The organism is Chryseobacterium sp. MFBS3-17 (assembly GCF_020687745.1).
Taxonomy (GTDB): Bacteria; Bacteroidota; Bacteroidia; order Flavobacteriales; family Weeksellaceae; genus Marnyiella.
On sequence record NZ_JAJEWK010000010.1, the window covers coordinates 283,598 to 305,026 of the forward strand.

19 protein-coding genes are annotated in these 21,429 nt (G+C 44.7%); 10 read left to right on the forward strand and 9 right to left on the reverse strand.

Annotated elements, in window-relative coordinates; genetic code table 11:
- Positions 1-119 precede the first annotated feature (119 nt).
- Together LKO26_RS09115 and LKO26_RS09120 are read left to right on the forward strand one after the other, a co-directional pair.
- Complete coding sequence (locus LKO26_RS09115) at positions 120-773, forward strand: ComF family protein (protein ID WP_227587544.1); 654 nt, start codon at positions 120-122, stop codon at positions 771-773.
- A gap of 27 nt (positions 774-800) precedes the next feature.
- Positions 801-1,502: an alpha/beta fold hydrolase gene (locus LKO26_RS09120; RefSeq protein ID WP_227587545.1), complete on the forward strand. Its 702-nt coding sequence runs from the start codon at positions 801-803 to the stop codon at positions 1,500-1,502.
- Here the strand turns inward: LKO26_RS09120 and upp are convergent.
- The gene (gene upp, locus LKO26_RS09125) at positions 1,491-2,141 is read right to left on the reverse strand and encodes a uracil phosphoribosyltransferase (protein WP_227587546.1); all 651 of its coding nucleotides are present in this window, start codon (positions 2,139-2,141) and stop codon (positions 1,491-1,493) included. The genes LKO26_RS09120 and upp overlap by 12 nt on opposite strands.
- A gap of 123 nt (positions 2,142-2,264) precedes the next feature.
- Here upp and LKO26_RS09130 point away from each other — a divergent pair, with 123 nt between their 5' ends.
- From LKO26_RS09130 to LKO26_RS09145, 4 genes are all read left to right on the forward strand, one after another.
- Positions 2,265-2,816, forward strand: a complete 552-nt coding sequence (locus LKO26_RS09130) for a DUF4256 domain-containing protein (protein WP_227587547.1) — start codon at positions 2,265-2,267, stop codon at positions 2,814-2,816.
- 143 nt (positions 2,817-2,959) lie between these two features.
- Positions 2,960-3,661, forward strand: a complete 702-nt coding sequence (locus LKO26_RS09135) for a DsbA family protein (protein ID WP_227587548.1) — start codon at positions 2,960-2,962, stop codon at positions 3,659-3,661.
- A 113-nt stretch (positions 3,662-3,774) separates the two neighbouring features.
- Positions 3,775-4,350 carry a YceI family protein gene (locus LKO26_RS09140; protein ID WP_227587549.1) on the forward strand — a complete coding sequence of 192 codons (576 nt, stop codon included), beginning with the start codon at positions 3,775-3,777 and terminating at the stop codon, positions 4,348-4,350.
- Between the two features lie 127 nt (positions 4,351-4,477).
- Positions 4,478-7,297 (forward strand): aminopeptidase, encoded by a 2,820-nt coding sequence (locus tag LKO26_RS09145; RefSeq protein ID WP_227587550.1) that lies wholly within the window; start codon positions 4,478-4,480, stop codon positions 7,295-7,297.
- 281 nt (positions 7,298-7,578) lie between these two features.
- Here the strand turns inward: LKO26_RS09145 and LKO26_RS09150 are convergent, their stop codons facing one another.
- Positions 7,579-8,355, reverse strand: coding sequence for a T9SS type A sorting domain-containing protein (locus LKO26_RS09150; protein ID WP_227587551.1), 777 nt, complete (start codon positions 8,353-8,355; stop codon positions 7,579-7,581).
- Between the two features lie 402 nt (positions 8,356-8,757).
- Between LKO26_RS09150 and LKO26_RS09155 the strand changes: the two genes are divergently transcribed.
- Both LKO26_RS09155 and dusB read left to right on the forward strand, forming a co-directional pair.
- Positions 8,758-11,970, forward strand: coding sequence for a hypothetical protein (locus tag LKO26_RS09155; protein ID WP_227587552.1), 3,213 nt, complete (start codon positions 8,758-8,760; stop codon positions 11,968-11,970).
- Between the two features lie 146 nt (positions 11,971-12,116).
- Positions 12,117-13,109 (forward strand): tRNA dihydrouridine synthase DusB, encoded by a 993-nt coding sequence (gene dusB / locus LKO26_RS09160; protein WP_227587553.1) that lies wholly within the window; start codon positions 12,117-12,119, stop codon positions 13,107-13,109.
- A 51-nt stretch (positions 13,110-13,160) separates the two neighbouring features.
- On the opposite strand, the gene deoC is transcribed toward dusB, so the two are convergent.
- From deoC to LKO26_RS09185, 5 genes are all read right to left on the reverse strand, one after another.
- Positions 13,161-13,901, reverse strand: coding sequence for a deoxyribose-phosphate aldolase (gene deoC, locus LKO26_RS09165; RefSeq protein WP_227587554.1), 741 nt, complete (start codon positions 13,899-13,901; stop codon positions 13,161-13,163).
- 137 nt (positions 13,902-14,038) lie between these two features.
- Positions 14,039-14,509: an Lrp/AsnC ligand binding domain-containing protein gene (locus tag LKO26_RS09170; protein WP_227587555.1), complete on the reverse strand. Its 471-nt coding sequence runs from the start codon at positions 14,507-14,509 to the stop codon at positions 14,039-14,041.
- A gap of 59 nt (positions 14,510-14,568) precedes the next feature.
- On the reverse strand, positions 14,569-15,528 hold the full coding sequence (locus LKO26_RS09175) for an endonuclease (protein WP_227587556.1): 960 nt from the start codon (positions 15,526-15,528) through the stop codon (positions 14,569-14,571).
- 492 nt (positions 15,529-16,020) lie between these two features.
- Positions 16,021-16,356, reverse strand: coding sequence for a 2Fe-2S iron-sulfur cluster-binding protein (locus LKO26_RS09180; protein ID WP_227587557.1), 336 nt, complete (start codon positions 16,354-16,356; stop codon positions 16,021-16,023).
- Positions 16,357-16,379: 23 nt separating this feature from the next.
- Positions 16,380-17,435: an NAD(P)/FAD-dependent oxidoreductase gene (locus LKO26_RS09185; protein WP_227587573.1), complete on the reverse strand. Its 1,056-nt coding sequence runs from the start codon at positions 17,433-17,435 to the stop codon at positions 16,380-16,382.
- A 302-nt stretch (positions 17,436-17,737) separates the two neighbouring features.
- Between LKO26_RS09185 and LKO26_RS09190 the strand changes: the two genes are divergently transcribed.
- Positions 17,738-18,472 carry a DUF3108 domain-containing protein gene (locus LKO26_RS09190; protein WP_410681583.1) on the forward strand — a complete coding sequence of 245 codons (735 nt, stop codon included), beginning with the start codon at positions 17,738-17,740 and terminating at the stop codon, positions 18,470-18,472.
- Between the two features lie 36 nt (positions 18,473-18,508).
- On the opposite strand, the gene pheS is transcribed toward LKO26_RS09190, so the two are convergent.
- Together pheS and LKO26_RS09200 are read right to left on the reverse strand one after the other, a co-directional pair.
- A complete protein-coding gene (gene pheS / locus LKO26_RS09195; RefSeq protein ID WP_227587559.1) occupies positions 18,509-19,519 on the reverse strand; it encodes a phenylalanine--tRNA ligase subunit alpha in 1,011 nt (336 codons plus the stop codon).
- A 101-nt stretch (positions 19,520-19,620) separates the two neighbouring features.
- Complete coding sequence (locus tag LKO26_RS09200) at positions 19,621-20,280, reverse strand: YceI family protein (RefSeq protein ID WP_227587560.1); 660 nt, start codon at positions 20,278-20,280, stop codon at positions 19,621-19,623.
- Between the two features lie 181 nt (positions 20,281-20,461).
- On the opposite strand from LKO26_RS09200, the gene LKO26_RS09205 reads away from it, so the two are divergent.
- On the forward strand, positions 20,462-21,418 hold the full coding sequence (locus LKO26_RS09205) for an ABC transporter ATP-binding protein (RefSeq protein ID WP_227587561.1): 957 nt from the start codon (positions 20,462-20,464) through the stop codon (positions 21,416-21,418).
- Positions 21,419-21,429: the final 11 nt, after the last annotated feature.

A 21,429-nucleotide genomic window follows, 5' to 3' on the forward strand; every position in this document is an offset into this window, starting at 1 on the left:
GAGGAATTGCAACGGAAAGCGCGGTCTTTTGCGCAGGCCGCAGCCCGGTGAAGACACGCCCAAGTAAAAGAAAATCGCAGCTACGGGATTTTTATGGCTAAAAATTTTAACTTTAACCTATGATTCTGGATCTGCTTTTTCCCAACAGATGTCTGCATTGCCACCGGATTATAGAGGGCAGTGAGCTGGTGTGCGGACTGTGTTTTGACCAGATTTATTTCACCCACCATCGATTTGATGAAGAAAATGTGCTGAAACAGCGGTGCCAGTTGCTTTTTCCTGTGGAGTATGCCGCAGCGCTGATGCAGTTTGAAGCCGAAAATCTGAGCCGGAAAATTGTCCATCAGCTGAAATACGGCAGCCGGGAGCGCATCGGGAAGAAACTGGCCGAATGGACTGCAGACCGGATCACCATGCCTGCTGAACCGCCGGATCTGATGGTGACCGTTCCGCTGCATCCCCGGAAACTGAAGGAGCGCGGCTACAACCAGCTTCATCTTTTCGCAGAAACACTGGCTTCGCAGTACGGCATTCCGCATGATGCTGCAGTGGTGAAGCGTAATTTTTATAAAAAAGCCCAGGCAAAAAAGAAAAAAGCCCAGAGAAGCACCACATCTAATCTGTTTTCGCTGGCAGAGAATTTACAGAATACGCATGTGCTGCTGATTGATGATGTCTATACCACCGGCAATACCATGAGTTCTGTTGCATGGGAGATTCTGAAGAATCCGGGCAATAAAGTATCGGTTCTGGTGATTGCGGTAGATGTCTGATGGAAGTATTTTTGTAATTTCGGCAGTATGAAAAATATTATTCTGCTGCATGGTGCGCTGGGTCACACCAGCCATTTTGAGGCGTATGTACCGGAAACCGGCGCCGGCCACAAAGTTTTTACACCCTTATTTTCAGGGCATGGCGGCTTGCCTTTGCCCACCGAACCCCTGACCATTCATCACTATATTGATGAACTATCCGCACTCATAGAACGTGAACAGTTGGACCGAGTCCATTTGTTCGGGCACAGCATGGGCGGTTACGTGGCGCTGAATTATGCCCTGCGAAACCCGGAAAAGGTAGATTCTGTCATCACACTGGGCACCAAATTACACTGGACTCCGGAAATTGCTGCCGCTGAAGAAAAGATGCTGGATCCGGAACGTATGGAAGAGAAGATTCCGAAGTTTGCTGCAATGCTGGAGCAACTTCATGGACATGCATGGAAAAATCTGGTACGGTCTGTGGCAGTCCTGATGAGGGATTTGGGCAATCATCCGCCACTTACCCCACAAACACTGTCTTCGGTTGCGGTACCGGTGAAAATCATGCTCGGTTCACTGGATCATATGGTCACCAGCGAGGAAAGCGAAGCCGCTGCCCGCGCCATTTCCGGCGGCGTTTTCAAATTACTGCCGGACTTGAAACACCCGCTGGAAGCAGCAGATCCTGCAGTGATTCTTCAGGAAATGGATGAATTCTGGGGATTTCAGAAATCAGCGCTGTAATTTTTCGCCGTAGGACAAATCGCCGGCATCCCCCAGTCCCGGGGTAATATAACCCTTAGACGTAAGGCTTTCATCTACCACGCCCACCCAGATTCTGGCTTCCGGATAAGCATTCTGAATGGTTTCCAGCCCCTGGCGGGAAGCGATGGCCGCTACAATATGCAGCTGTGAAGGGCGGCCGTGGTTCAGCAAATCCTTAATGGCCTCTATAAGGCTGGCACCGGTTGCGAGCATGGGATCTGCCACAATAAGCGGTCTTCCGTCTATATTCGGGCAGGTGAGGTAATCCTGTTTGATGGAGAAATAATCATTGGCATCATGCTTTCTGTACGCAGCCACAAAACCACAGTCTGCCTGATCCAGATAATTCAGAATTCCCTGAAACAGCGGTACCCCTGCACGCAGAATCGTGGTGATGACCGGTTGCACCGCAATTTCACGCACGGTAATTTTATCCAGAGGAGTGGTAATTTCTGTTTCTTTCTGCTCCAGACCTTTCGAAATCTCAAAGGCCGCAATTTCACCAATCCGTTCCATATTGCGGCGGAACCTCATGCGGTCGGTCTGAATTTCGGTATTGCGGAGTTCATTGATCCAGGAATTAACCAGCGAAAACTGATCAGATAAAACGGTAATCATAGTTGTACAAGGCTTTATGGAGACAAAAGTACATATTTTCCGGCAATGCCGGGTGCATAGAATTTCTGAAGATTCGTGCAACAAAAAAATGAAATTCATTATTTTTGATGATAAATAAAGAAAATGAGTACACCTGATTTTACACCGGAAGATTTACTGATGATCCTTGAAAAAAGATTCAATGCGAACCAGGAGCGCCATCCCGCAATTTTATGGGAAGATGTCCTGACCAGACTGAATGCAAAACCCGACGCCCTGAAAACGCTGTCGGCCATGGAAGCCAGCGGCGGCGAGCCTGATGTAGTGGATTTTGACGCCAAAAATAACGAGTTCCTTTTTGTGGATTGCGCTGCCGAAAGTCCGAAAGGACGGCGCAGTTTGTGCTATGATCGCGCGGCATGGGAAAAACGCAAGGAACACAAGCCGGCCAGTTCTGCCATGGAAACTGCAGCGGAAATGGGAATAGAATTGCTGAGTGAAAAAGACTACCGTGCGCTACAGGAACTGGGAACTTTTGATCAGAAAACGTCCAGCTGGCTCCGGACTCCGGCGGGCATCCGTAAGGCCGGCGGAGCTATTTTCGGGGACTTCCGGTATGGAACGGTGTTCATTTACCACAATGGTGCAGAGTCTTATTATGCTGCACGGGGTTTCCGGGGAAAATTCCGAGTGTAGTTTTTTCCGTTTGTAATTGTAATGCGCATTTATTTTCCGGGCTGGCCATATGGGTCGGTCCGGAAAGGCTGTTCTTACCATACATCAAGGGTTCCGGATGTAGAATTGAATAACTTTGCCTTAAAATCTAAAAAAAGTACCTTATGAAAGTGAATATATGGAGCGACATCCGTTGTCCTTTTTGTTTTGTGGGCAAGAAAAAATTTGAAAAAGCCCTGGCACAGTTTCCCCACGCGGCTGAAGTAGAAGTAGAATGGCACAGCTTCCAGCTGGATCCCTCTCTGAAGACCCGGGAAGATGAAAATTTTTATGATTATTTCGGCAAATCCAAGGGCGTTTCCCGTGCTCAGACCGATCAGATGTTCAGCCATGTGCGGAATGCCGGAAAAGAGGTGGATATAGAATTTGATTTTGAAAATCAAAAAGTAGCCAATTCCCTGAAAGGACACATCCTCATTCAGCTGGCTAAAACCAAAAATAAATCAAGCGAAATAGAAGAAGCCTTATTCAAAGCACAACTTGTGGAAGGCAAAAATATAGATGATGTGACCGTTCTGACTGAAATTGCAGAAACTCACGGCATCACTACAGAAGAACTGACTGCAGCGCTGAACTCCGATGAAATGGCGTATCTCGTGAATCAGGACATGCAAATGGCGGCCAAACTGGGCATTAACGCTGTTCCGTTTTTTGTGTTTAATGATAAATATGGTGCATCCGGCGCACAGCAACCCGAGTTATTCCTGGAAATTCTGGAGAAAGCATGGGCCGAATATAAAGCCGGCGACAAAGGCCTGCAGATTATTGAAGGGGATGCCTGCGACACAGACGGAAACTGCAACTAATTTTAAGAAAAGATCATTTCTTATCCTACATCAATCCGCAACCGGTGCTGCCGTACTAACTTTGCATCATCAAACAGAAACAATAAAAAATAATTCATCCAAAATTTAAACCAATGAAAAAAGTATTATCATTCCTTATGCTTACCCTGTTTACTGTAAGCGTTTTTGCACAAAAAGTCCTGGTAAATGACCCGGCGCACTCCAGAATCCAGTTTTCTGTAATTCACCTTACAGTAGCAGACATTACGGGTAACTTTGACACTGCAAATTTAACCATCAATGTAGATGAGAAGAACTTTGTAAACTCTACCCTGCAGTTTGAAGTAGATGTAAACTCCATCAACACGCACATTGAAGCCAGAGACAATCACCTGAGAAGTGCAGATTTCTTTGATGTAGCCACGTATCCGAAAATGACGTTCACCTCTACCTCTATTGCCAAAGGGAATCAGAAAAACTATTATAATGTGAAAGGAAACCTGACCATGCACGGTGTTACCAAACCCGTATCTGTGGTACTGGTATACAGAGGTTCCACCATCAACCAGATGAACAAAAAACAAACACACGGATACCAGGTACTTGCTACCATCAACAGATCCGACTTCAATGTAGGTCCTAATTTCCCGGAAGCCATGATCAGCGATCAGGTAAGAATCAAAGGAGATTTTGAGCTGACAGAAAAATAATTTTCCTATCATTTATCATCACGAAGCAGAACCGGAACACTTTCGGTTCTGCTTTTTTTATTGATTTATTTCTGACCCCATTCGGATTTTTACCGAACAATATTATATATTTGATTTTTAAAAAATTTTGAAGAAAATACCGGGAATCTTATTGTTTTTGCTCCATTTTGTGCTGATTCCGGCACAGCAGGATAGTATTTACGTGCAAGCCCGGCTTGCCGAAGACCGCCGCACCCTGCACATTTCCCAGGAAATCATTTACCACAACAAGACTGCAACGCCTCTTTCGCAGACCACCCTGCTGAACTGGACGGCCGCTTACCAGAACCGCGACACCGGTCTCTATCACCGGAAAATTGAAGACCGGAACAAGAATCTGCATTTTGCAGCACCTGAAGATCTGGGCGCACTTCACAATCTCAGCATAACCGTAAACGGTCAGCCTGCCGCAGATCCGTTCAACACAAAATCTGAAAACCTGCCCGTCCGTTTTCCGGAAGACCTGCAACCCGGTCACCGTGCCATTCTTCAGGTGGATTACACCCTGCAACTGCCGCTGGCCAACTTCACCGGATACGGAACCTCGGAGAAAAACATCACACTGAAATACTTTTTCCCGGTACCGGATGGCTTTGCCACCTCCGGAAACTCCGCCAGAAAGTATCTGGACATTGAAGAAACCGGCAGCCACAGTATTTACTGGACCATCAATCTGGATTTACCGGCAAACTATTACTCCAAAAGTAATCTCATACAACAGCAACCCAATTATTTCTCCGGAGTACTAAAAGGAGATCCCGAATTACTTATTTCTGCACAGAATTATTCCCGGATTGTGGTCAATGTGGATGCTGCGCCGGTTCTGGTAGACTTCGGCTATCACATCTCGCCGGAAGAGCGGACCCATCTGGAATTTTATCTTCCTCTGCATCTGGATTTTATTTACCGCCGAACAGGCCTGAGGCCGGCCAAAATTTTCATTTCGGAGAAATTCCGGAAGAAGGAGGATTTTTTCGGGAATGATGATATTGAATTCTGGAAGTTCAGATTTCCCCTGTTCACAGCGGCCGAAAATACGGATCTGAATTATTTCAGCATCATCTCCAAAAAAGTGGTGGAGCAGGAAATGATAAGCCATAAAGAGGAAGATCACTGGTTTAAAAACGGTATCAAAACCTATCTGGAACTCCAGTATCTGAAGAAAAATTACGGAGATTACAAACTTTTGGGGCAGCTTACCGAAGCAAGGATTTTCGGGGTCAGACCGCTGAAACTTTTCCATGCATCGCGCCTGAAACTGGCAGAACGATACGGCATCGCCTATCAATACATGATGACTCAGAATCTGGATCAGAAAATTGATGGCGACTTTAAAGACCTCAGCAATTTCAACCAGATGATCATCAGTAATTTTGAGACCGGGAGTTTATTCAATTTCGTGGCCGAGAAAATGGGCACGGATGCATTTGAAAATTTCCTGACCGCATACATCAGAAAAAATCAAAACCAGCAGATTGATACCGGAGATTTCCTGGATCAGCTGGCCATAAACTCGCAGTACTCGTCCCTGTTTCTGGAAAAAATGATTGCCCGGAAACACCGGGTGAATTTCAATGTGAAAAAATTTAAGCGCGAAGACGGCAATCTGCTGGTAAAAGTGAAGAAAAACACGGCAGACCCGGTGCCCTTCAAACTGGAAACCATTTCACCGCAAGGCGAAACCCGCACCCATTGGTTTGGCACTCCGGAGCGGCCGTCTGCAGATTTTTATGTGGTACCCGAAGCCGATGCACAGAAAATTGTCATCAACAGTGGTCATTTCTTTCCGGAGAAAAATTACCGTGATAATTACCTGTACACGCGCGGAGTATTCTCCAACACAAAAAAAATCAGATTCAAGCTCATTAAGGATATTCCGAATTATGAATACAATGAAATCTACCTGAATCCGCGACTGAGCTTTAATGCTTATGACAATGTGCTGCTGGGACTCAATTTCCGGAACGAATCGCTTTTCAGCCACAAATTTGCCTATTCCCTCACACCTTATTACAGCACGGGAACCGGGAAACTTACCGGATCGGGCGGGGTTACCTACTCCATCATGCCTGCTGAGAGCTTTTTTCAGAGTCTGGACATCGGGCTTTCCGGTTCGTACTTCCATTATGACCACCATCTGAGCTACCGTAAATTTGGAACCAGCGCGGTCATGCATTTCGCCAAAAATCCGCGCAGTGCCGTGAGCAGACGGGTGGGAATTTCGCTGAATCATTACGACAAGGATGTGACTCCGGAAATGGTGCTGAACCGGGAATATGACACCTATAATCTGTGGAGTGCAAACTACGGATATACCAACAACCAGCTGATTCATGAACGCAGTTTCGGAGCGTACATCCAGGGCATGCAGGATTTCACCAAAATTGCTGCAGAAGCCTCCTACCGCTATGAATATGCACCCAATAAGAAGATTGCCTTCAGACTATTCGGCGGGTATTTCCTGAATAACGACACGCGGAATGATATCTTTGACTTCGGGATTTCTAGGGTTTCCAATTATTCATTTTCCTACGGTCTTATCGGGCAAAGTGCCACCACCGGATTGCTTTCGCAGCAGTTTATTCTGGCTGATGGCGGATTTAAATCCAGGATAGACGGTACGGCCAACCAATGGATTACCGCACTGAATGCAGATTCTCACGTTTGGAAAATGTTCAATATTTATGCAGATGCGGGTGTGTACAAAAACAAGAATACCGATCCGAAATTCATCTGGGACAGTGGTGTAAAAGTGCGCATTATCCCCGATTTTCTGGAAGTCTATCTCCCGGTGTATTCCAGTCTGGGTTTTGAACCTGCTGCCAGAAATTATGCAGAGCGCATCCGCTTCACCCTGGTTCTGAACCTGAATGCGGTGATTAATACGCTGCGCCGCGGCTGGTATTGATGCAAGGGAACAATGTAACAATGTAACAATGTAACAATAAAGCAATCCAACAATGGAACAATGGAACAATGGAGCAATGGAGCAATGAAGCAATGCTGCGGGATTCTGTTCAGACCTGCCCCTTTACCATTGAATTTTAAGGCCGACATCAGCTGCTTGAACAATGCCTGATCACCGTTAAACCTCAACAGTCCAATAACCCGTGCCCACCAATACCTGATTTCAACCCACAAAAAAAGCTGCTCATTTCTGAACAGCCTTGTACTCATCTTTGAGATGAATTATTTTTTAAGGATTTTCTGAGATACTGCTTTTCCTTCTACAGTTCCTGTAACAATGTACATACCTGGAGTCAGGTCAGAAGCGTCAAGAGCTGCACGATCAGATACGTTAGCTGTTTTCACAACCTGTCCGTTCATGTTGTAGATTTTAACATCTGCTTTAGAACCGAAATGAATGAAATCTGTTACCTGAGTGTTTTTCACGAAGTTAGACTTAACCGCAGTAATATCTGTAACTGATAATGTTGAGCCATTAGCAGACCATTGTACATCATCAATTGTAACTTGCTTATTACCAGTAGAAGTTCCGGTAGGATATGAAATTCTGATAGTCACAGGACCCGCTTGATTTACTGAAGTCACCAAAGTGTGAACGGTTGGATCTGCACCAGCAGCACCAAAATTAGCAGTTGCAGGACCTTCTACACCATTAACGAATACAGCTAAAACTCTATTATTAGTTCCTCCTGTAAAAGCTTTTCTGTAATTAAATGAAAACTGACCTACTCCATTAGGAATAACAAACTCCACAAAACTTTGTTCGTCTACTCTACGAAGCATAATCCCTTTACCATTAATAGAATAATCGTCCGAGGTACCAAGACCTTCATCTCTACTGTGTTGAAAGTTTACTGTTACACCAGCGGTTTCACCAGTAAAAGTCCCATTAGCATAACTTGAGGTTAAAGTTGTCTGAGAGGTAAAGGTTTCCGAACCTTGCGCACTTACTGCTACTACCATAGCAGCTACTCCTAAAATTGTAAAAATCTTTTTCATAATATGAAAGGGTTTAAATTATTTTCGTTGAAATATCTTTTGCAAAAATACAAAATTTAAAATCACCCGGGCAATTTTTGCACTTTAAATTATTGTTAATAAAAACCACAATTATGAAGCACCAAGCCCACCCGCTGGCATTACCACAACATGATAAAAATCAGTAATTTAACCAGTAAAAGGTAGGTATTATAATGAAAATACCGTGCCAATACATTTACATAATTCGTAAGAAATATTATGCAATGATGAATATTTTTTATCAAAAATCAGAGCTTTTTGCGCTTTTAGCCACTATTGATTCATTAATGAAAGAGAGAAATAATTGATTTATATTTTCGTTACATTTACACCCTCATTTTATTGTATTGCACGGTGTTCCGCTATTTTCTTTTTTTCCTGATGCTTACAGGCTTTGCCACAGTCAATGCCCAGATTTTCACCTGGAAAAACCCGAATTTGCCGGCAGATTCACTCCGCGAACAAAAAAAAGATTCCATCCTTGCTTCTAAGCTGGAACATGATATTTTCACGAAAGACACCCTGGACTTTATCCGCACCCAGAACCGCATCGTGATAGACGAAGCCGTGCTGGTAAAAAACGACCGCCAGAAATTTCTGGGCGAACTCAATTCCAAAGGTTCCATTATTCGCGGGGTCACATTCGGGAACAATCAGGGTTCTTCTGTACAATCTTCCATGGATTTACAGATTTCCGGAAAACTGGCGCCTGAGGTCACGGTTCTTGCCAGCATATCAGACCACAACCTGCCCATACAAGCCGACGGCTATACGCAGACGCTGGAGGAATTTGATAAAATCTATATGCAGCTCAACATCAAAGAGCGCAATATTCTGCGGGCCGGACATCTGGATCAGGTGGACGAAAGCACGTACTTTGGCAGGTATCAGCGCCGGAGCATGGGTCTGCAGTTTGAAACCATTTTCGGCCAGGAAAACAAAACCTTCCTGAATGTGGCCGGCGGCGTGGCCCGCAGTGAATTTCACCGCATCCGGTTTCAGGGAATAGAAGGCAACCAGGGACCATACCGGCTTACCGGGAAGAACGGCGAGAATTTCATCACCGTCATTTCCGGCTCCGAGCAGGTTTTCATAGACGGCATTCTGATGAAACGTGGGGAAAATCAGGATTATACCGTAAACTACAATACCGGCGAAATCACCTTCACCAGTTTCCGGCCTATTTTCAGACAGAATTTCATCACCATCTCCTATAATTACACCAACCGGAATTACTCCCGCTACCTGTTCACCGGATCTATACGCCATGAAAGAGAGCGGTTCCGCACCGGACTGAACTGGTTTCTGGAGCAGGACAACAAAAATGCGCCTCTGGCTTTGAACCTCAGCGAGGAAGACCAGCAGGTTCTCGTGAATGCCGGAAATAATCCCGATCTGATGTACGCCCCATCCGGTGTGATTACGGAATATGATGTGAATAAAATCCTCTACCGGCTGGTACCCGATCCCAACGGCAATTATTACGAATTTTCCACAGACGAAACCCAAACCCTTTATCAGGTAGCCTTTACTTACTTTGGCACTAATCTGGGCGACTATACCCTGGCGCAGACCACCAACAACGGCCGTGTTTTCCAGTATATGGGTCCGAATATGGGTGAGTACCGGGCGGTCCGCAAACTGCCTTCGCCACAGAAAGCCCAGGTATTTTCTTACCACGCAGAATACCTGCTGAGGGATGGAAAAATAGGCACCGACGTCTCGCTGAGTAATTATGACATCAACCTTTTCTCGTCTAAAGATTCCCGGGAAAACACCGGTTATGCCGCCCGAATTTATGGAAACAAAACCTTTAGCCGCAATCAGTGGCAGGGAACTCCGGCCTTTGAATATCAGCACATCAATGCCCGCTTTCATATTCTGGACCGGATTAATGATGTGGAATTTTCACGGGATTTTAACCTCGTCAATGAATTCAACCACCGTACCCAGAACCGCTTTATTGCCAGCTTCCTGAACCGCTGGAACAACCGCTCTTTCCTGAATTACCGGGCCAATTTTCTGGATGAAAAAGACTTCTACAAAGGTTTTAAAAACGATCTGGATTTTGGCTGGATTAAAGGTAAATTTGACACCAAAGGAAATTTTTCATACCTGGACACCAAAGCTGAAGTACAGGATACCAAATTCATCCGCAGCGCTGTAGTGTCCGAATATACCGGTGAAAAAGGCAGTTGGGCTGTAGGGGGAAGCCTGGAACACAATGTGAAAAAGTTTAATGCAACCGGCTTGTTTGATGTCACCAGTTTCAGCTGGAAGGAAGTTTTTGCGCAGAAAAGAATCGGCGATTCCACCAGAACTAAACTTTCGGCCAAAATATATTTCCGGGATAATGACTCCATTCGCAACGAACGTCTGGAAGACATGAACCACATTCTGGGCGCCGTGCTGGAAAGTCAGCTCATCAAAACCGAGCGCACCACCCTGAATGCACTGGTGCACTATCGGAAATTCCACTATCAGAATCAGGATTTACTGGCACAGCTGAACAACGATTTCGTCATCGGTAACATCCTGTACAATCAGCAACTCTTCAACAACGGAATGCGGCTTCAAGCCTTCTACGAACTGGGCAACGGGCAGGAAGCGCAACGGGAGTTCCAGTACATTAAGGTGACCGACGGGCAGGGCATCTACAAATGGACCGACTACAACGGCGACGGCGTACAGCAGCTGGATGAGTTCGAAGTGGCAGAATATGCAGATCTGGCACAGTACATCCGGATTTACACCAATTCTGTAAACTATATTCCCTCCAACAAAAACAAACTGCAACTGGCACTGTTTGTGAATCCCAGCGTGGTATTCAACTCAGAAAACGCTTTCCTGAAAAGATGGAATTTCAATATTTCCCTTAATTCTCAGAATTCTTATTTAAAAGAAGATCAGGTTCTGGTGCTGAGTCCGTTCCGGAAAGATGACCTTCAGATTCTTAAAAATCAAAATTTCCTGGCCTCTGCACAGTTCAATCCCACAGATGCATCCGGCTGGAACGGCAGTTACCGGTTTATTGCCAATGACAATCTGGTGAATGCCAACTTCAGCAATGAAGAACGGGAGCAGACTTCCCATTTCCTGAATATAGGCTACTGGATTACCAAAAATTTCCGTTTTGACTGGGAAAACTCCCTTCATCAAATTGAAAATGCTTCGCAGATGTTTGATACCCGGGATTATATGCTGAAAAATTTTGAAACCAAGCCAAAGGCCACCTACAAATTTTCAGACAGCATGGAAGCTGAACTTTCGGCAGCCTTACGGGAAAAGAACAGAACCGATGGTGCCGAACATCTGAAAACATTTGATCTCACCGGATCCTTGCAGTGGGAAAAGGCAAAAACATCCATCCGCGGAAACTTTTCTTTCATCAACAATACCTTTGAGGGCAACAGTTTTACCATTGTGGGCAACCAGATGCTGGACGGTCTGAAACCGGGCAAAAACCAACTGTGGAGTCTTTACCTTCAGCAGGCTATCAATTCCTTTATCACGCTGGATGTGAATTACGAAGGCCGGAACTCCGGAGACCGGACCATCCACATTGGCAGCATGCAGCTGAAGGCCAGTTTTTAACTTTTATTTTAATGACATCCTTTGAGTGGCATCAGAATCCTGACCGCGAAAAATATCTTCAATAATCCAGGGATGATTTTGGTAACTGCCCACGGGCATTATCATAAAATGCAGGATAGAAAAATTAAAAGAATTATCTTTGCAAAATGGTAAAAATCGGCAATATAGAACTCCCGGAATTTCCGCTGCTGCTTGCGCCCATGGAGGATGTGAGTGACCCGCCCTTCCGCAGGCTGTGCAAGATGCATGGTGCGGATCTGATGTATTCGGAATTTATTTCGTCTGAAGGACTGATCCGGGATGCCATTAAATCCAGAAAAAAACTGGATATATTTGATTATGAACGACCTGTGGGCATTCAGATTTTCGGTGGCGACGAAGAAGCAATGGCCATGTCGGCAAGAATTGTAGAGACGGTAAATCCGGATCTGGTGGACATCAATTTTGGCTGTCCGGTAAAAAAAGTGGTCTGCAAAGGAGCAGGAGCCGGTGTTTTGAAAGACATTGACCTGATGGTTCGTCTTACCAAAGCCGTGGTACAGTCTACCCACCTGCCGGTCACGGTGAAAACCCGCCTGGGCTGGGACACTGAGAGCATTAATATAGACGAAGTAGCCGAAAAACTGCAGGAAACAGGCATCAAAGCCCTCACCATCCATGCCAGAACCCGCGCTCAGATGTACAAGGGCGAGGCAGACTGGGAGCATATTTCACGCATTAAGAACAACCCGAATATTGAAATTCCCATATTCGGAAACGGCGATATTGATTCACCGCGCAAAGCTCTGGAGTATAAAGAGAAATTTGATTGTGACGGAATCATGATTGGTCGTGGTGCGATAGGGTATCCGTGGATTTTCAACGAAATCAAGCATTTTTTTGCGACCGGCGAAATCCTTCCGGAACCCACCATAGAAGACCGGCTTACCGCCGTGCGTCAGCATGCAGAATGGAGCGCAGAGTGGAAAGGCGAACGCCTGGGACTTATAGAAATGCGACAACATTACAGCAATTATTTCCGCGGAATTCCGCATTTCAAGGAGTGGCGCCGCAAGTTTCTGGAAATTTTCACACTGGAAGAAATGGACGTACTCATCAGTGAAGCCAGACAATTCTATCAGGAAAATACTTTTGCATAAAAAATTCCGGAGCAATTGTACTCCGGAATTTTTATATCGTTCTTGCCCTGATTAATAACCGCCTCCCGATTCCTCATTGCGCAGCAGGGCTACTGCAGATGAAGTCCCGATGCGCTTCACACCCAGTTGAATCATTTTTTCTGCATCCTCCGGCGTACGCACACCGCCTGCAGCTTTCACCGGTAATTTCCCCGAATTTTGCAGCATAATGGCAATCCCCTCAAAGGTGGCGCCGTTTGGCTTTCCGCCTTCCGTCTGATAAAAGCCCGTAGAAGATTTCACAAATACCATTTCTTCCTGTCCCGGAAATTCTGTGGTGATCCAGTGGGAAATATTTCGGGTAATTTCTGAAATCTCTTCATCGGTAAGCGCTGCGATTTCAATAATCCATTTGGCAATTTTACCATGTTTCAGACAGAGACGCGTGCAGGAAATCACCTCATCTTTTACCAGATCCATCTGGCGGTTTTTAAATGCTTCGTAATTCAGCACAAAATCCAGTTCATCTGCCCCTGCAGCAATGGCTTTCTCTGCTTCCTGCAATTTGGTGCCGGTAGCATTAGTTCCCTCATGAAAGCCAATGACGGTGCCCACTTTCACATCTGTATTCTTTGTGGCGAGGTAATCCTTCACCTGTTTCACATAATCCGGGCGGATCATGACCGCAAAAATATGGTGTGCTATGGCTTCATCTGTAAGTTGCAAAACAACGTTCAGGGTTTCTGCTTCAGACAACCCGGACTGAGCAGGGGTCTTCAGATAAGTAGAATCCAGATATAGGTTAATGTTCATAAAATCAATTTTGATGATGCAAAAGTACGTTAAAGATTTAAAAGTACCGGTTACCGCATGACGTGAGAAATAGTACAGCAGAAAAAATCATCAGTTGTGGCTGATGATTTGTTAAATATAATTGTGATACAGGAATATTATACCTTTAACTGTCGGTTAATGCTTTGCTCCAGGGAGATAAATGTTTCGGTGCGGGTTACCCCTTTCAGTTTCTGCATTTTGCCCAGCAATTGCATCAAATGATCATTGTCCCTGCACAGTACTTTCAGAAAAATGGTATAATTTCCTGTAGTATAATGCGCTTCTACCACTTCGTTTACTTCTTTCAGGGATTTAATTGCATCTGCATAATGCCCGGGTTGCTCCAGATCTACGCCAATGAAAGAAACCACCTTGTAACCAATCTTACGCGGATTCAGGAAAGAGACAGAATTTTCTATGACTCCTGCATGTTCCAGTTTTTTGATTCTTTGATGCACTGCTGTAGTAGAAATACCCACATTTTTTGCGATGTGTGCCAGGGAAGTTTTGGCATTATCCATCAGCATATGAATAATTTTTTTGTCTACAGCGTCAAGTTCGTACCCTATGGTTGTAGCTTGTTTCATTTTTAAGTTTTCGTTTTTTACTTCAGTTTTACTTCTAGATATATTATATTTACTTCCATTCATATTTTTGTAAAATGTACATACACCGGGAAATGATCACTGTATCCTCCCAGATACCGGGTGCCGGCATACGTGCGAAACGGTCTGTCCGAGAACTTCCGGTCCCAGCTTTTCAGTTTATAATGGCTGAAAACGCCCGCCTGCTGAAACCGTAAAGCTGCTGTACCACCGAAAAAATCTTTGGACAACAACATCTGATCAAACAGCAAACCGGATCTCTGGTGAAAGGTGGAATATTGCTGCTGCTGAAAAAGCGCCTGAAAAGGATTTCGGATTCCGATGGCCAGATCGTTATTATTCAGGAGAATTTTTACATTATCTTCATCCGGATTTTCGTTAAAATCACCCATAATCAGAACCGCTTCGTCAGTTTCCGTTCTTATTTTCCGGATGCGTTCATTTATTTCTTTGATGATCAGTTTCCGCTTGGGGTGATTCACATCTTTTTCTCTTTTAGACGGCAAATGAAACACAAAGACATGCATGACCATATCCTGATACCGCAGTTTGACCTGCAATACATCACGGGTCGTATCAAACCGGTCCGATTCCTTATCTTCGTCTATGGCAAAGAAAAAACTCACCGGCTCTGCACTGATGATTTCAATCTTCAGCCGGTCATAGATCAGTGCCACATCCACGCCGCGCTCGTCCATCGATTCAAAATGCACCATTCCGAACCGCCCGCCAAATACCGGTTCATCCATCAGTTTTTCCACTACAAGTTTTCCCTGCACCTCGGAGAGTCCTGCCATCATGGGCAAAACCCCAAAATCCTCCTTCATTAGTTCAAACACATGAGCCACCTTCTTCAGTTTATTCTCAAAACGGGCAGGGTTCCAGTTTTTCAATCCTGAAGGTGCCGGATTCAGCCGGTGGCGGCTTTTGGGATCCGGACTGTAGAAGTTCTCTGTATTATAGAAAACGGCCAGCTCAGTATGTTCGGGTTGCACATCCATACCTATAATATTATTTTAAAAATAATAACTCATTATGATTAAGAATTATTAAATATAAAAATATGAGAAAAACAGCTTAAACTTAACATCCAAATTCATCCGGAATTCTGAAAAAACGATTCCGGTTTGAATCATCTCCGCACAAAAATACATTTAAATCCTTATCTTATTGCAATTTTTGAACTTGCTATTTTAAAAAAATATTCTATGGATCAGCACCATAAGGAAAATTTCTGTTAACAACAGCAACTATCGCGTATGTATTTGTAAAACGCCCATCTGCTGACCCACAGTACTTTACTTGTTTATTTAAAGTAAAAATCTAAAGAGGCATCATTGCAATTCCCACGCATGTGATTTTTGCTAAAAAAACTGTTTTTTTTCGCTTCGCTTACGAAACTGTCAAAATACATCCTGTATTTTATAGCTCACGCCTGGGAAATAAAAATCCGTCTCAGCGGGAGACGGATCAGTATTTTTTTTTCTAAAACCTTACGGATATGGTGCAATCTCTACTTCCAGGCCGTCCAGTTCCGGGACGATATGAATCTGGCAACCCAGTCTGGAATTATCCTGTACATGGAATGCTTCGGCCAGCATCGCATCTTCTTCATCACCCATTTCCGGGAGTCCTTCTACTTCGTTGATTACATATACCTGGCAAGATGCACACATGGCCATACCACCGCAAACGCCAATGGTTCCTTCTTCTGCCAGTTCATAAGAACGAATCACCTCCATCAGGTTCATGGACATATCTGTGGGGGCAGCCACCTGGTGCACTTCTCCGTTGCGGTCTTTTATTTTCAGGCTTATATCTAAAGACATGCTTTTATTACTTACAGGTCAGGTTAATCTATCTTTTTCACTACTGCTTTCTCGGCTTCTTTCCGGCTTCCGTCGAAACCGTCTACACCGCTTACGGTAGTATACTTCAGCACATATTTTTTACCGGGATTCATCCGGTTGTACACGCTCTGGCACATGAGTGTCGCTTCGTGAAAACCGCACAGAATCAGTTTGAGTTTTCCGGGATAGGTATTGATGTCACCTATGGCATATACGCCTTCTATATTGGTCTGATAATCTAATGCATTATTTACTTTAATGGCATTTTTCTCAATTTCCAGACCCCAGTCTGCTATTTCTCCCAACTTCGGCGTCAGACCAAACAACGGAATGAAATAATCGGTTTCTATATCCATACTTTCACCTTCCACATCTACGGTAATTCCCTGCAGATGGTCATCACCTTTCAGCGCGGTAACCTCTGCAGGAGTGATGAGTTTCAGTTTTCCGGCATTCTTCAGCTCCTGTACTTTCTCCACCGAATCCAGTGCACCGCGGAACTCATTTCTTCGGTGAATCAGGGTCACTTCACTCGCCACATTGGCCAGGAAAATACTCCAGTCCAGTGCAGAATCTCCACCACCGGCGATCACCACTTTTTTATCCCTGAAATGTTCCGGTTCCTTCACGAAATATTCCACCCCATTTTCCTCAAATTTCGCCAGATTCTCCAGATGCTCAGGTTTTCTGGGCGAAAAAGTACCAAGTCCCCCGGCGATGGCTACCGCGCGGGCCCGGTGTACAGTTCCTTTATTGGTCACCACTTCAAACCAGTCGTCATCCACTTTTGTAAGCGATACTGCTGTTTCGGCCAGTGTAAATCCTGGCTGAAACTGTTTGATCTGCTCCATCAGATTATCTACCAACTCTCCGGCATTCACTGTAGGATAACCCGGGATATCAAAAATAGGCTTCTTGGGATACAGTTCCTGCAACTGACCGCCGGGTTGCGGCAAGGCATCAATAATGTGGCATTTAATCTTCAGTAAACCTGCTTCGAAAACGGCAAATAAGCCTGTAGGGCCTGCGCCTATGATAAGTAAATCGGTAGTAATCATTAATGTATTATTATTCAATTGGTCAAAAAACAGTGCAAAAATACGAAATAATTGCGTAGGTCTTTTCATGAGCAGCCGCGTAATTTGGGCTGGGAGAACTGATAATTATCGTGTTTTCTGCACTGAAAGTACTCCTAAGACCCCGTTTCTGACCTTAAGGATGCTTGAATTGGTCTCAGCAAAAAACTTCCTGCAGCTATCTGTCATTGTGGTAAAGGCTAAAGCGTTTATCTTTGTGGCAGAGAATTTGCAAAACTCAATCCATGAGAAATATTATTTCACTTTTTCTGATATTTTTTTGTATGACCGTTTCGGGTCAAAGGCTGGACAAGATCAACTCCGGTGAGTCCCTCACCTACCGCATCCATTACGGACTGCTTACTGCCGGCAATGCCAATCTCACTGCCGTTAAAACAACTTATAAAGGACAACCTCATCTATATGTCAAAGGTACGGGAAAAACTACAGGTGCCGTGCGGGCTTTTTTCCGGGTAGATGACTTGTATGAAAGTTTCATTAATTACGAAACCGGATTGCCCAGTTTTTATGTAAGAAACGTAAAAGAAGGTGGTTACAGCCAGCATCTGGAAACGGTATTTAACCATCAGAACAACACCCTGATTTTAACCGACAAGAAAACTCCGGCCAATGGCTCTAAAGTACTGAAATCTGTGAAAGGCGTGCAGGATATGCTTTCTGCCTTTTATCATCTGCGCGCCATGGAGCAGTCTGAACTGAAAGTAGGAACCGTAAAGAATATGAATATCTGGATTGACGATGAGATGTTTCCTTTTCAGCTGCGCGTGGTGGGCGTGGAAACCATCAATACTAAATTCGGGCGCATAGAATGTCTGAAAATCATCCCGCTGGTACAAAGCGGAAGAGTGTTTAAAGCCAAGGAAGGCGTAACGCTGTGGGTAACCAATGACCAGAATCACGTGCCAGTATCGGTAAAAGCTGAACTGGCTGTAGGCTCTCTGAAGGCCGATCTGGACCAATACAAAAACGTCAGATATCCTCTGGCATTCAGAAAATAAAAAACGGCGGCTTCAGAAGAAGCCGCCGTATACTTTCTAAACCATTCTGAACTGATCCAGCATCCGTTTATCATTCTCAAAAAACATCCGGATGTCGCCAATCTGGTACAGCAGCATCACAATGCGTTCTATACCCATACCGAAGGCATACCCGGAATATTTGTCAGGGTCTATATTTACATTTTTCAGTACCGCCGGATCTACCATTCCGCAGCCCATAATTTCCAACCAGCCGGTTCCCTTGGTGATGCGGTAATCGGTTTCAGAATTCAGTCCCCAGTACACGTCTACCTCTGCGCTGGGCTCGGTAAACGGAAAATACGAAGGCCGCATTCTGATTTTGGATTTCCCGAAAAGTTCTGTGGTAAAAAACTGAATCGTTTGTTTAAGATCTGCGAAACTTACATTTTCATCAATATACAATCCTTCTATCTGGTGAAAAATACAGTGCGAACGGGACGAAATAGCCTCATTACGAAACACACGGCCCGGCGCCAGAATTCTGATGGGCGGCTCATTTTTCTCCATGTGGCGGATTTGTACGGTAGAAGTATGAGTCCGCAGCAGGACATCCGGGTTCTGCTCTATGAAAAAAGTATCCTGCATATCTCTGGCCGGGTGGTATTCTGGCATATTGAGTGCCGAGAAATTATGCCAGTCATCCTCAATTTCCGGTCCTTCGGCTACCTCAAAACCAATGGAGCGAAAAATTTCATTGATTTTATTTTTGACCAAAGTAATGGGATGCGTGGTACCGGCTTCCAGCGGAAATCCCGGTCTGCTCAGATCCTCTTTCGCCACAGTCCCTTCCGTTTCAGAAGCAGATTTCAGTGCTTCCAGTTTTTCTGCGACGGCCTGTTTCAAGGTATTGATACGCTGTCCGTATTCTTTTTTCTGTTCGTTTGGCACCTGCTTAAACTGATCAAAAAGATCATTAAGAATTCCTTTTTTACCATTAAATTTCAGGCGAAACTGTTCGGTTTCATCCTTTCCCGTACCGTTAAAACTGCTGACTTCCTGCAGCAATTCCTCAATCTTATCGAACATGAGCTATTATTTGTGAAGTGCAAATTTACAACATTCACCACAAACAAAAAAGGACAGGTTTATTGCATGCACCTGTCCTGATATTTGAAAGAAACAAAATCCTACTTCTGCTCCATGGCTTTAATGTACACCTGAACATTGACCTCTTCTTTTATAAGGCCGTTCTGTACCGGCAGTTGAAATTTCACGCCGAAATCTTCGCGGTTGATGTCTTTCGGTTCTGTAGCAATGCTCACTTCACCATTATTTACGGATACATTGGCATTAAACTGCACCGGTTTGGTAATGCCTTTTATGGTAAGATTGCCATCCAGTACGGTATTGTAATCGCCGGCTGTAGCCTGGGTCACTTTGGTAATCTCGTAAGACGCTGCTGGGAAACGTTCGGTTTCAAAAAAGTCTCCGGACTTCAGATGGCCTTCCAGCTTAGCTTTATTTTCTGCATCATCCTTCAAATCCACCACTTCCAGCGTCGTCATATCAATTACAAATTTACCACTCTCCAGAGCTCCGTCTTTCACGGTGACATCTCCCCCTTCAAATTTAAGGGTTCCGAAATGGCTGGTATTATCTGTTTTAAAGACTTTAAAGCCTTTCCATTCCGTTTTACTGTTCAGGGTATCCAGCACAAACACGCTGCCGTGCCGGGTAGTGGTGACCTGGTCTGCTTCACTGGTTACAGGTTTGTCTTTGCCACAGGAAACTGCAGCAACCGCCAGCATAAGGGATGCCGCAAAAGGAATCAATAGCTTTCTTTTCATCGGGTTCATTTTTTATATTTGAAAAGCGAAACTAAGAAATATAATTCAGAATTTCTTTAATAATTTCCCGAAAATTTTACATCCCGGCAGCACAGCACCGGGGACTTTCACCAAGTTTGCGCCGGGTATTTCGTGTACATTTCATATCGCATGTATCCCGAAAAAAGCTATTTTTGCATCAATGCTTCTGGAAATACACAATCTGCATTTTTCATACTCCGCAGAAAAGAAACTTTTCAATAACCTCCACCTTGCCGTAGAGGAAGGAAAAATCATTGCTCTGGCTGGCGAGAGCGGCTGCGGCAAATCTACATTGCTGAGCCTGATTTACGGATTACTTGACTGGCAGGAGGGCGAGATTATTTTTGAGGGCAGAAAACTCCTCGGTCCCAAAGGCAATATTGTCCCGGGTGAGCACGAAATGAAATTTGTAGCCCAGAATTATGACCTGATGCCTTACTCCACGGTGTATGACAATGTAGGGAAATTCCTCTCCAACATTAACCTGCAGAAAAAACGTGAACAGGTAGAAGAACTCCTGCGGGTAGTGGGCATGGAAGAGTTTGCGGGCGTGAAACCCCAGTTTCTGAGTGGCGGGCAGCAGCAGCGGGTGGCCATTGCCCGGTCACTTTCGGTACTGCCGAAACTGCTTTTGCTGGATGAACCTTTCAGCAATCTCGATTTTCCCCGGAAAATAGAACTCCGCGAGAAACTCTTTAATTATGTCAAAGAAAAAAAAATCAGTCTGATTATATCTACCCACGAAATTCAGGAAGTAATGCCGTGGCTGGACCGGATTATTGTACTGAAAGAAGGACGCCTGATCCAGAACGACAGTCCGCAGGAAACCTACCACCATCCTTATAATGATTATGTAGCGCGGCTTTTCGGGGAGGTCAATGTGATTTCTGACGAACAAAAAAACAAACTTAATCTTCATAAAAGCCTCTGGTATCCGCATGAAATCATTGTGGATCATACGGGAACAGATGCGGTGATTACAGAAAGCCGATTTGCCGGAAGTCATTACTGGAACCGAATGCTTATAATGGATATTCCATTTGTCGTGTACAGCAAAACAGCCCTCTCCGGCACACAAAAAATCAGGTTTGTACAACCTGATTCCCCAATTATTTAATTCTTACCGCC

Coding starts and splice junctions, on each gene's coding strand:
- LKO26_RS09115 (WP_227587544.1), top strand. CDS start 120: ATGATTCTGGATCTGCTTTTTCCCAACAGATGTCTGCATTGCCACCGG.
- LKO26_RS09120 (WP_227587545.1), top strand. CDS start 801: ATGAAAAATATTATTCTGCTGCATGGTGCGCTGGGTCACACCAGCCAT.
- upp (WP_227587546.1), bottom strand. CDS start 2,141: ATGATTACCGTTTTATCTGATCAGTTTTCGCTGGTTAATTCCTGGATC.
- LKO26_RS09130 (WP_227587547.1), top strand. CDS start 2,265: ATGAGTACACCTGATTTTACACCGGAAGATTTACTGATGATCCTTGAA.
- LKO26_RS09135 (WP_227587548.1), top strand. CDS start 2,960: ATGAAAGTGAATATATGGAGCGACATCCGTTGTCCTTTTTGTTTTGTG.
- LKO26_RS09140 (WP_227587549.1), top strand. CDS start 3,775: ATGAAAAAAGTATTATCATTCCTTATGCTTACCCTGTTTACTGTAAGC.
- LKO26_RS09150 (WP_227587551.1), bottom strand. CDS start 8,355: ATGAAAAAGATTTTTACAATTTTAGGAGTAGCTGCTATGGTAGTAGCA.
- LKO26_RS09155 (WP_227587552.1), top strand. CDS start 8,758: ATGCTTACAGGCTTTGCCACAGTCAATGCCCAGATTTTCACCTGGAAA.
- dusB (WP_227587553.1), top strand. CDS start 12,117: ATGGTAAAAATCGGCAATATAGAACTCCCGGAATTTCCGCTGCTGCTT.
- deoC (WP_227587554.1), bottom strand. CDS start 13,901: ATGAACATTAACCTATATCTGGATTCTACTTATCTGAAGACCCCTGCT.
- LKO26_RS09170 (WP_227587555.1), bottom strand. CDS start 14,509: ATGAAACAAGCTACAACCATAGGGTACGAACTTGACGCTGTAGACAAA.
- LKO26_RS09175 (WP_227587556.1), bottom strand. CDS start 15,528: ATGGATGTGCAACCCGAACATACTGAGCTGGCCGTTTTCTATAATACA.
- LKO26_RS09180 (WP_227587557.1), bottom strand. CDS start 16,356: ATGTCTTTAGATATAAGCCTGAAAATAAAAGACCGCAACGGAGAAGTG.
- LKO26_RS09185 (WP_227587573.1), bottom strand. CDS start 17,435: ATGATTACTACCGATTTACTTATCATAGGCGCAGGCCCTACAGGCTTA.
- LKO26_RS09190 (WP_410681583.1), top strand. CDS start 17,738: ATGACCGTTTCGGGTCAAAGGCTGGACAAGATCAACTCCGGTGAGTCC.
- pheS (WP_227587559.1), bottom strand. CDS start 19,519: ATGTTCGATAAGATTGAGGAATTGCTGCAGGAAGTCAGCAGTTTTAAC.
- LKO26_RS09200 (WP_227587560.1), bottom strand. CDS start 20,280: ATGAAAAGAAAGCTATTGATTCCTTTTGCGGCATCCCTTATGCTGGCG.
- LKO26_RS09205 (WP_227587561.1), top strand. CDS start 20,462: ATGCTTCTGGAAATACACAATCTGCATTTTTCATACTCCGCAGAAAAG.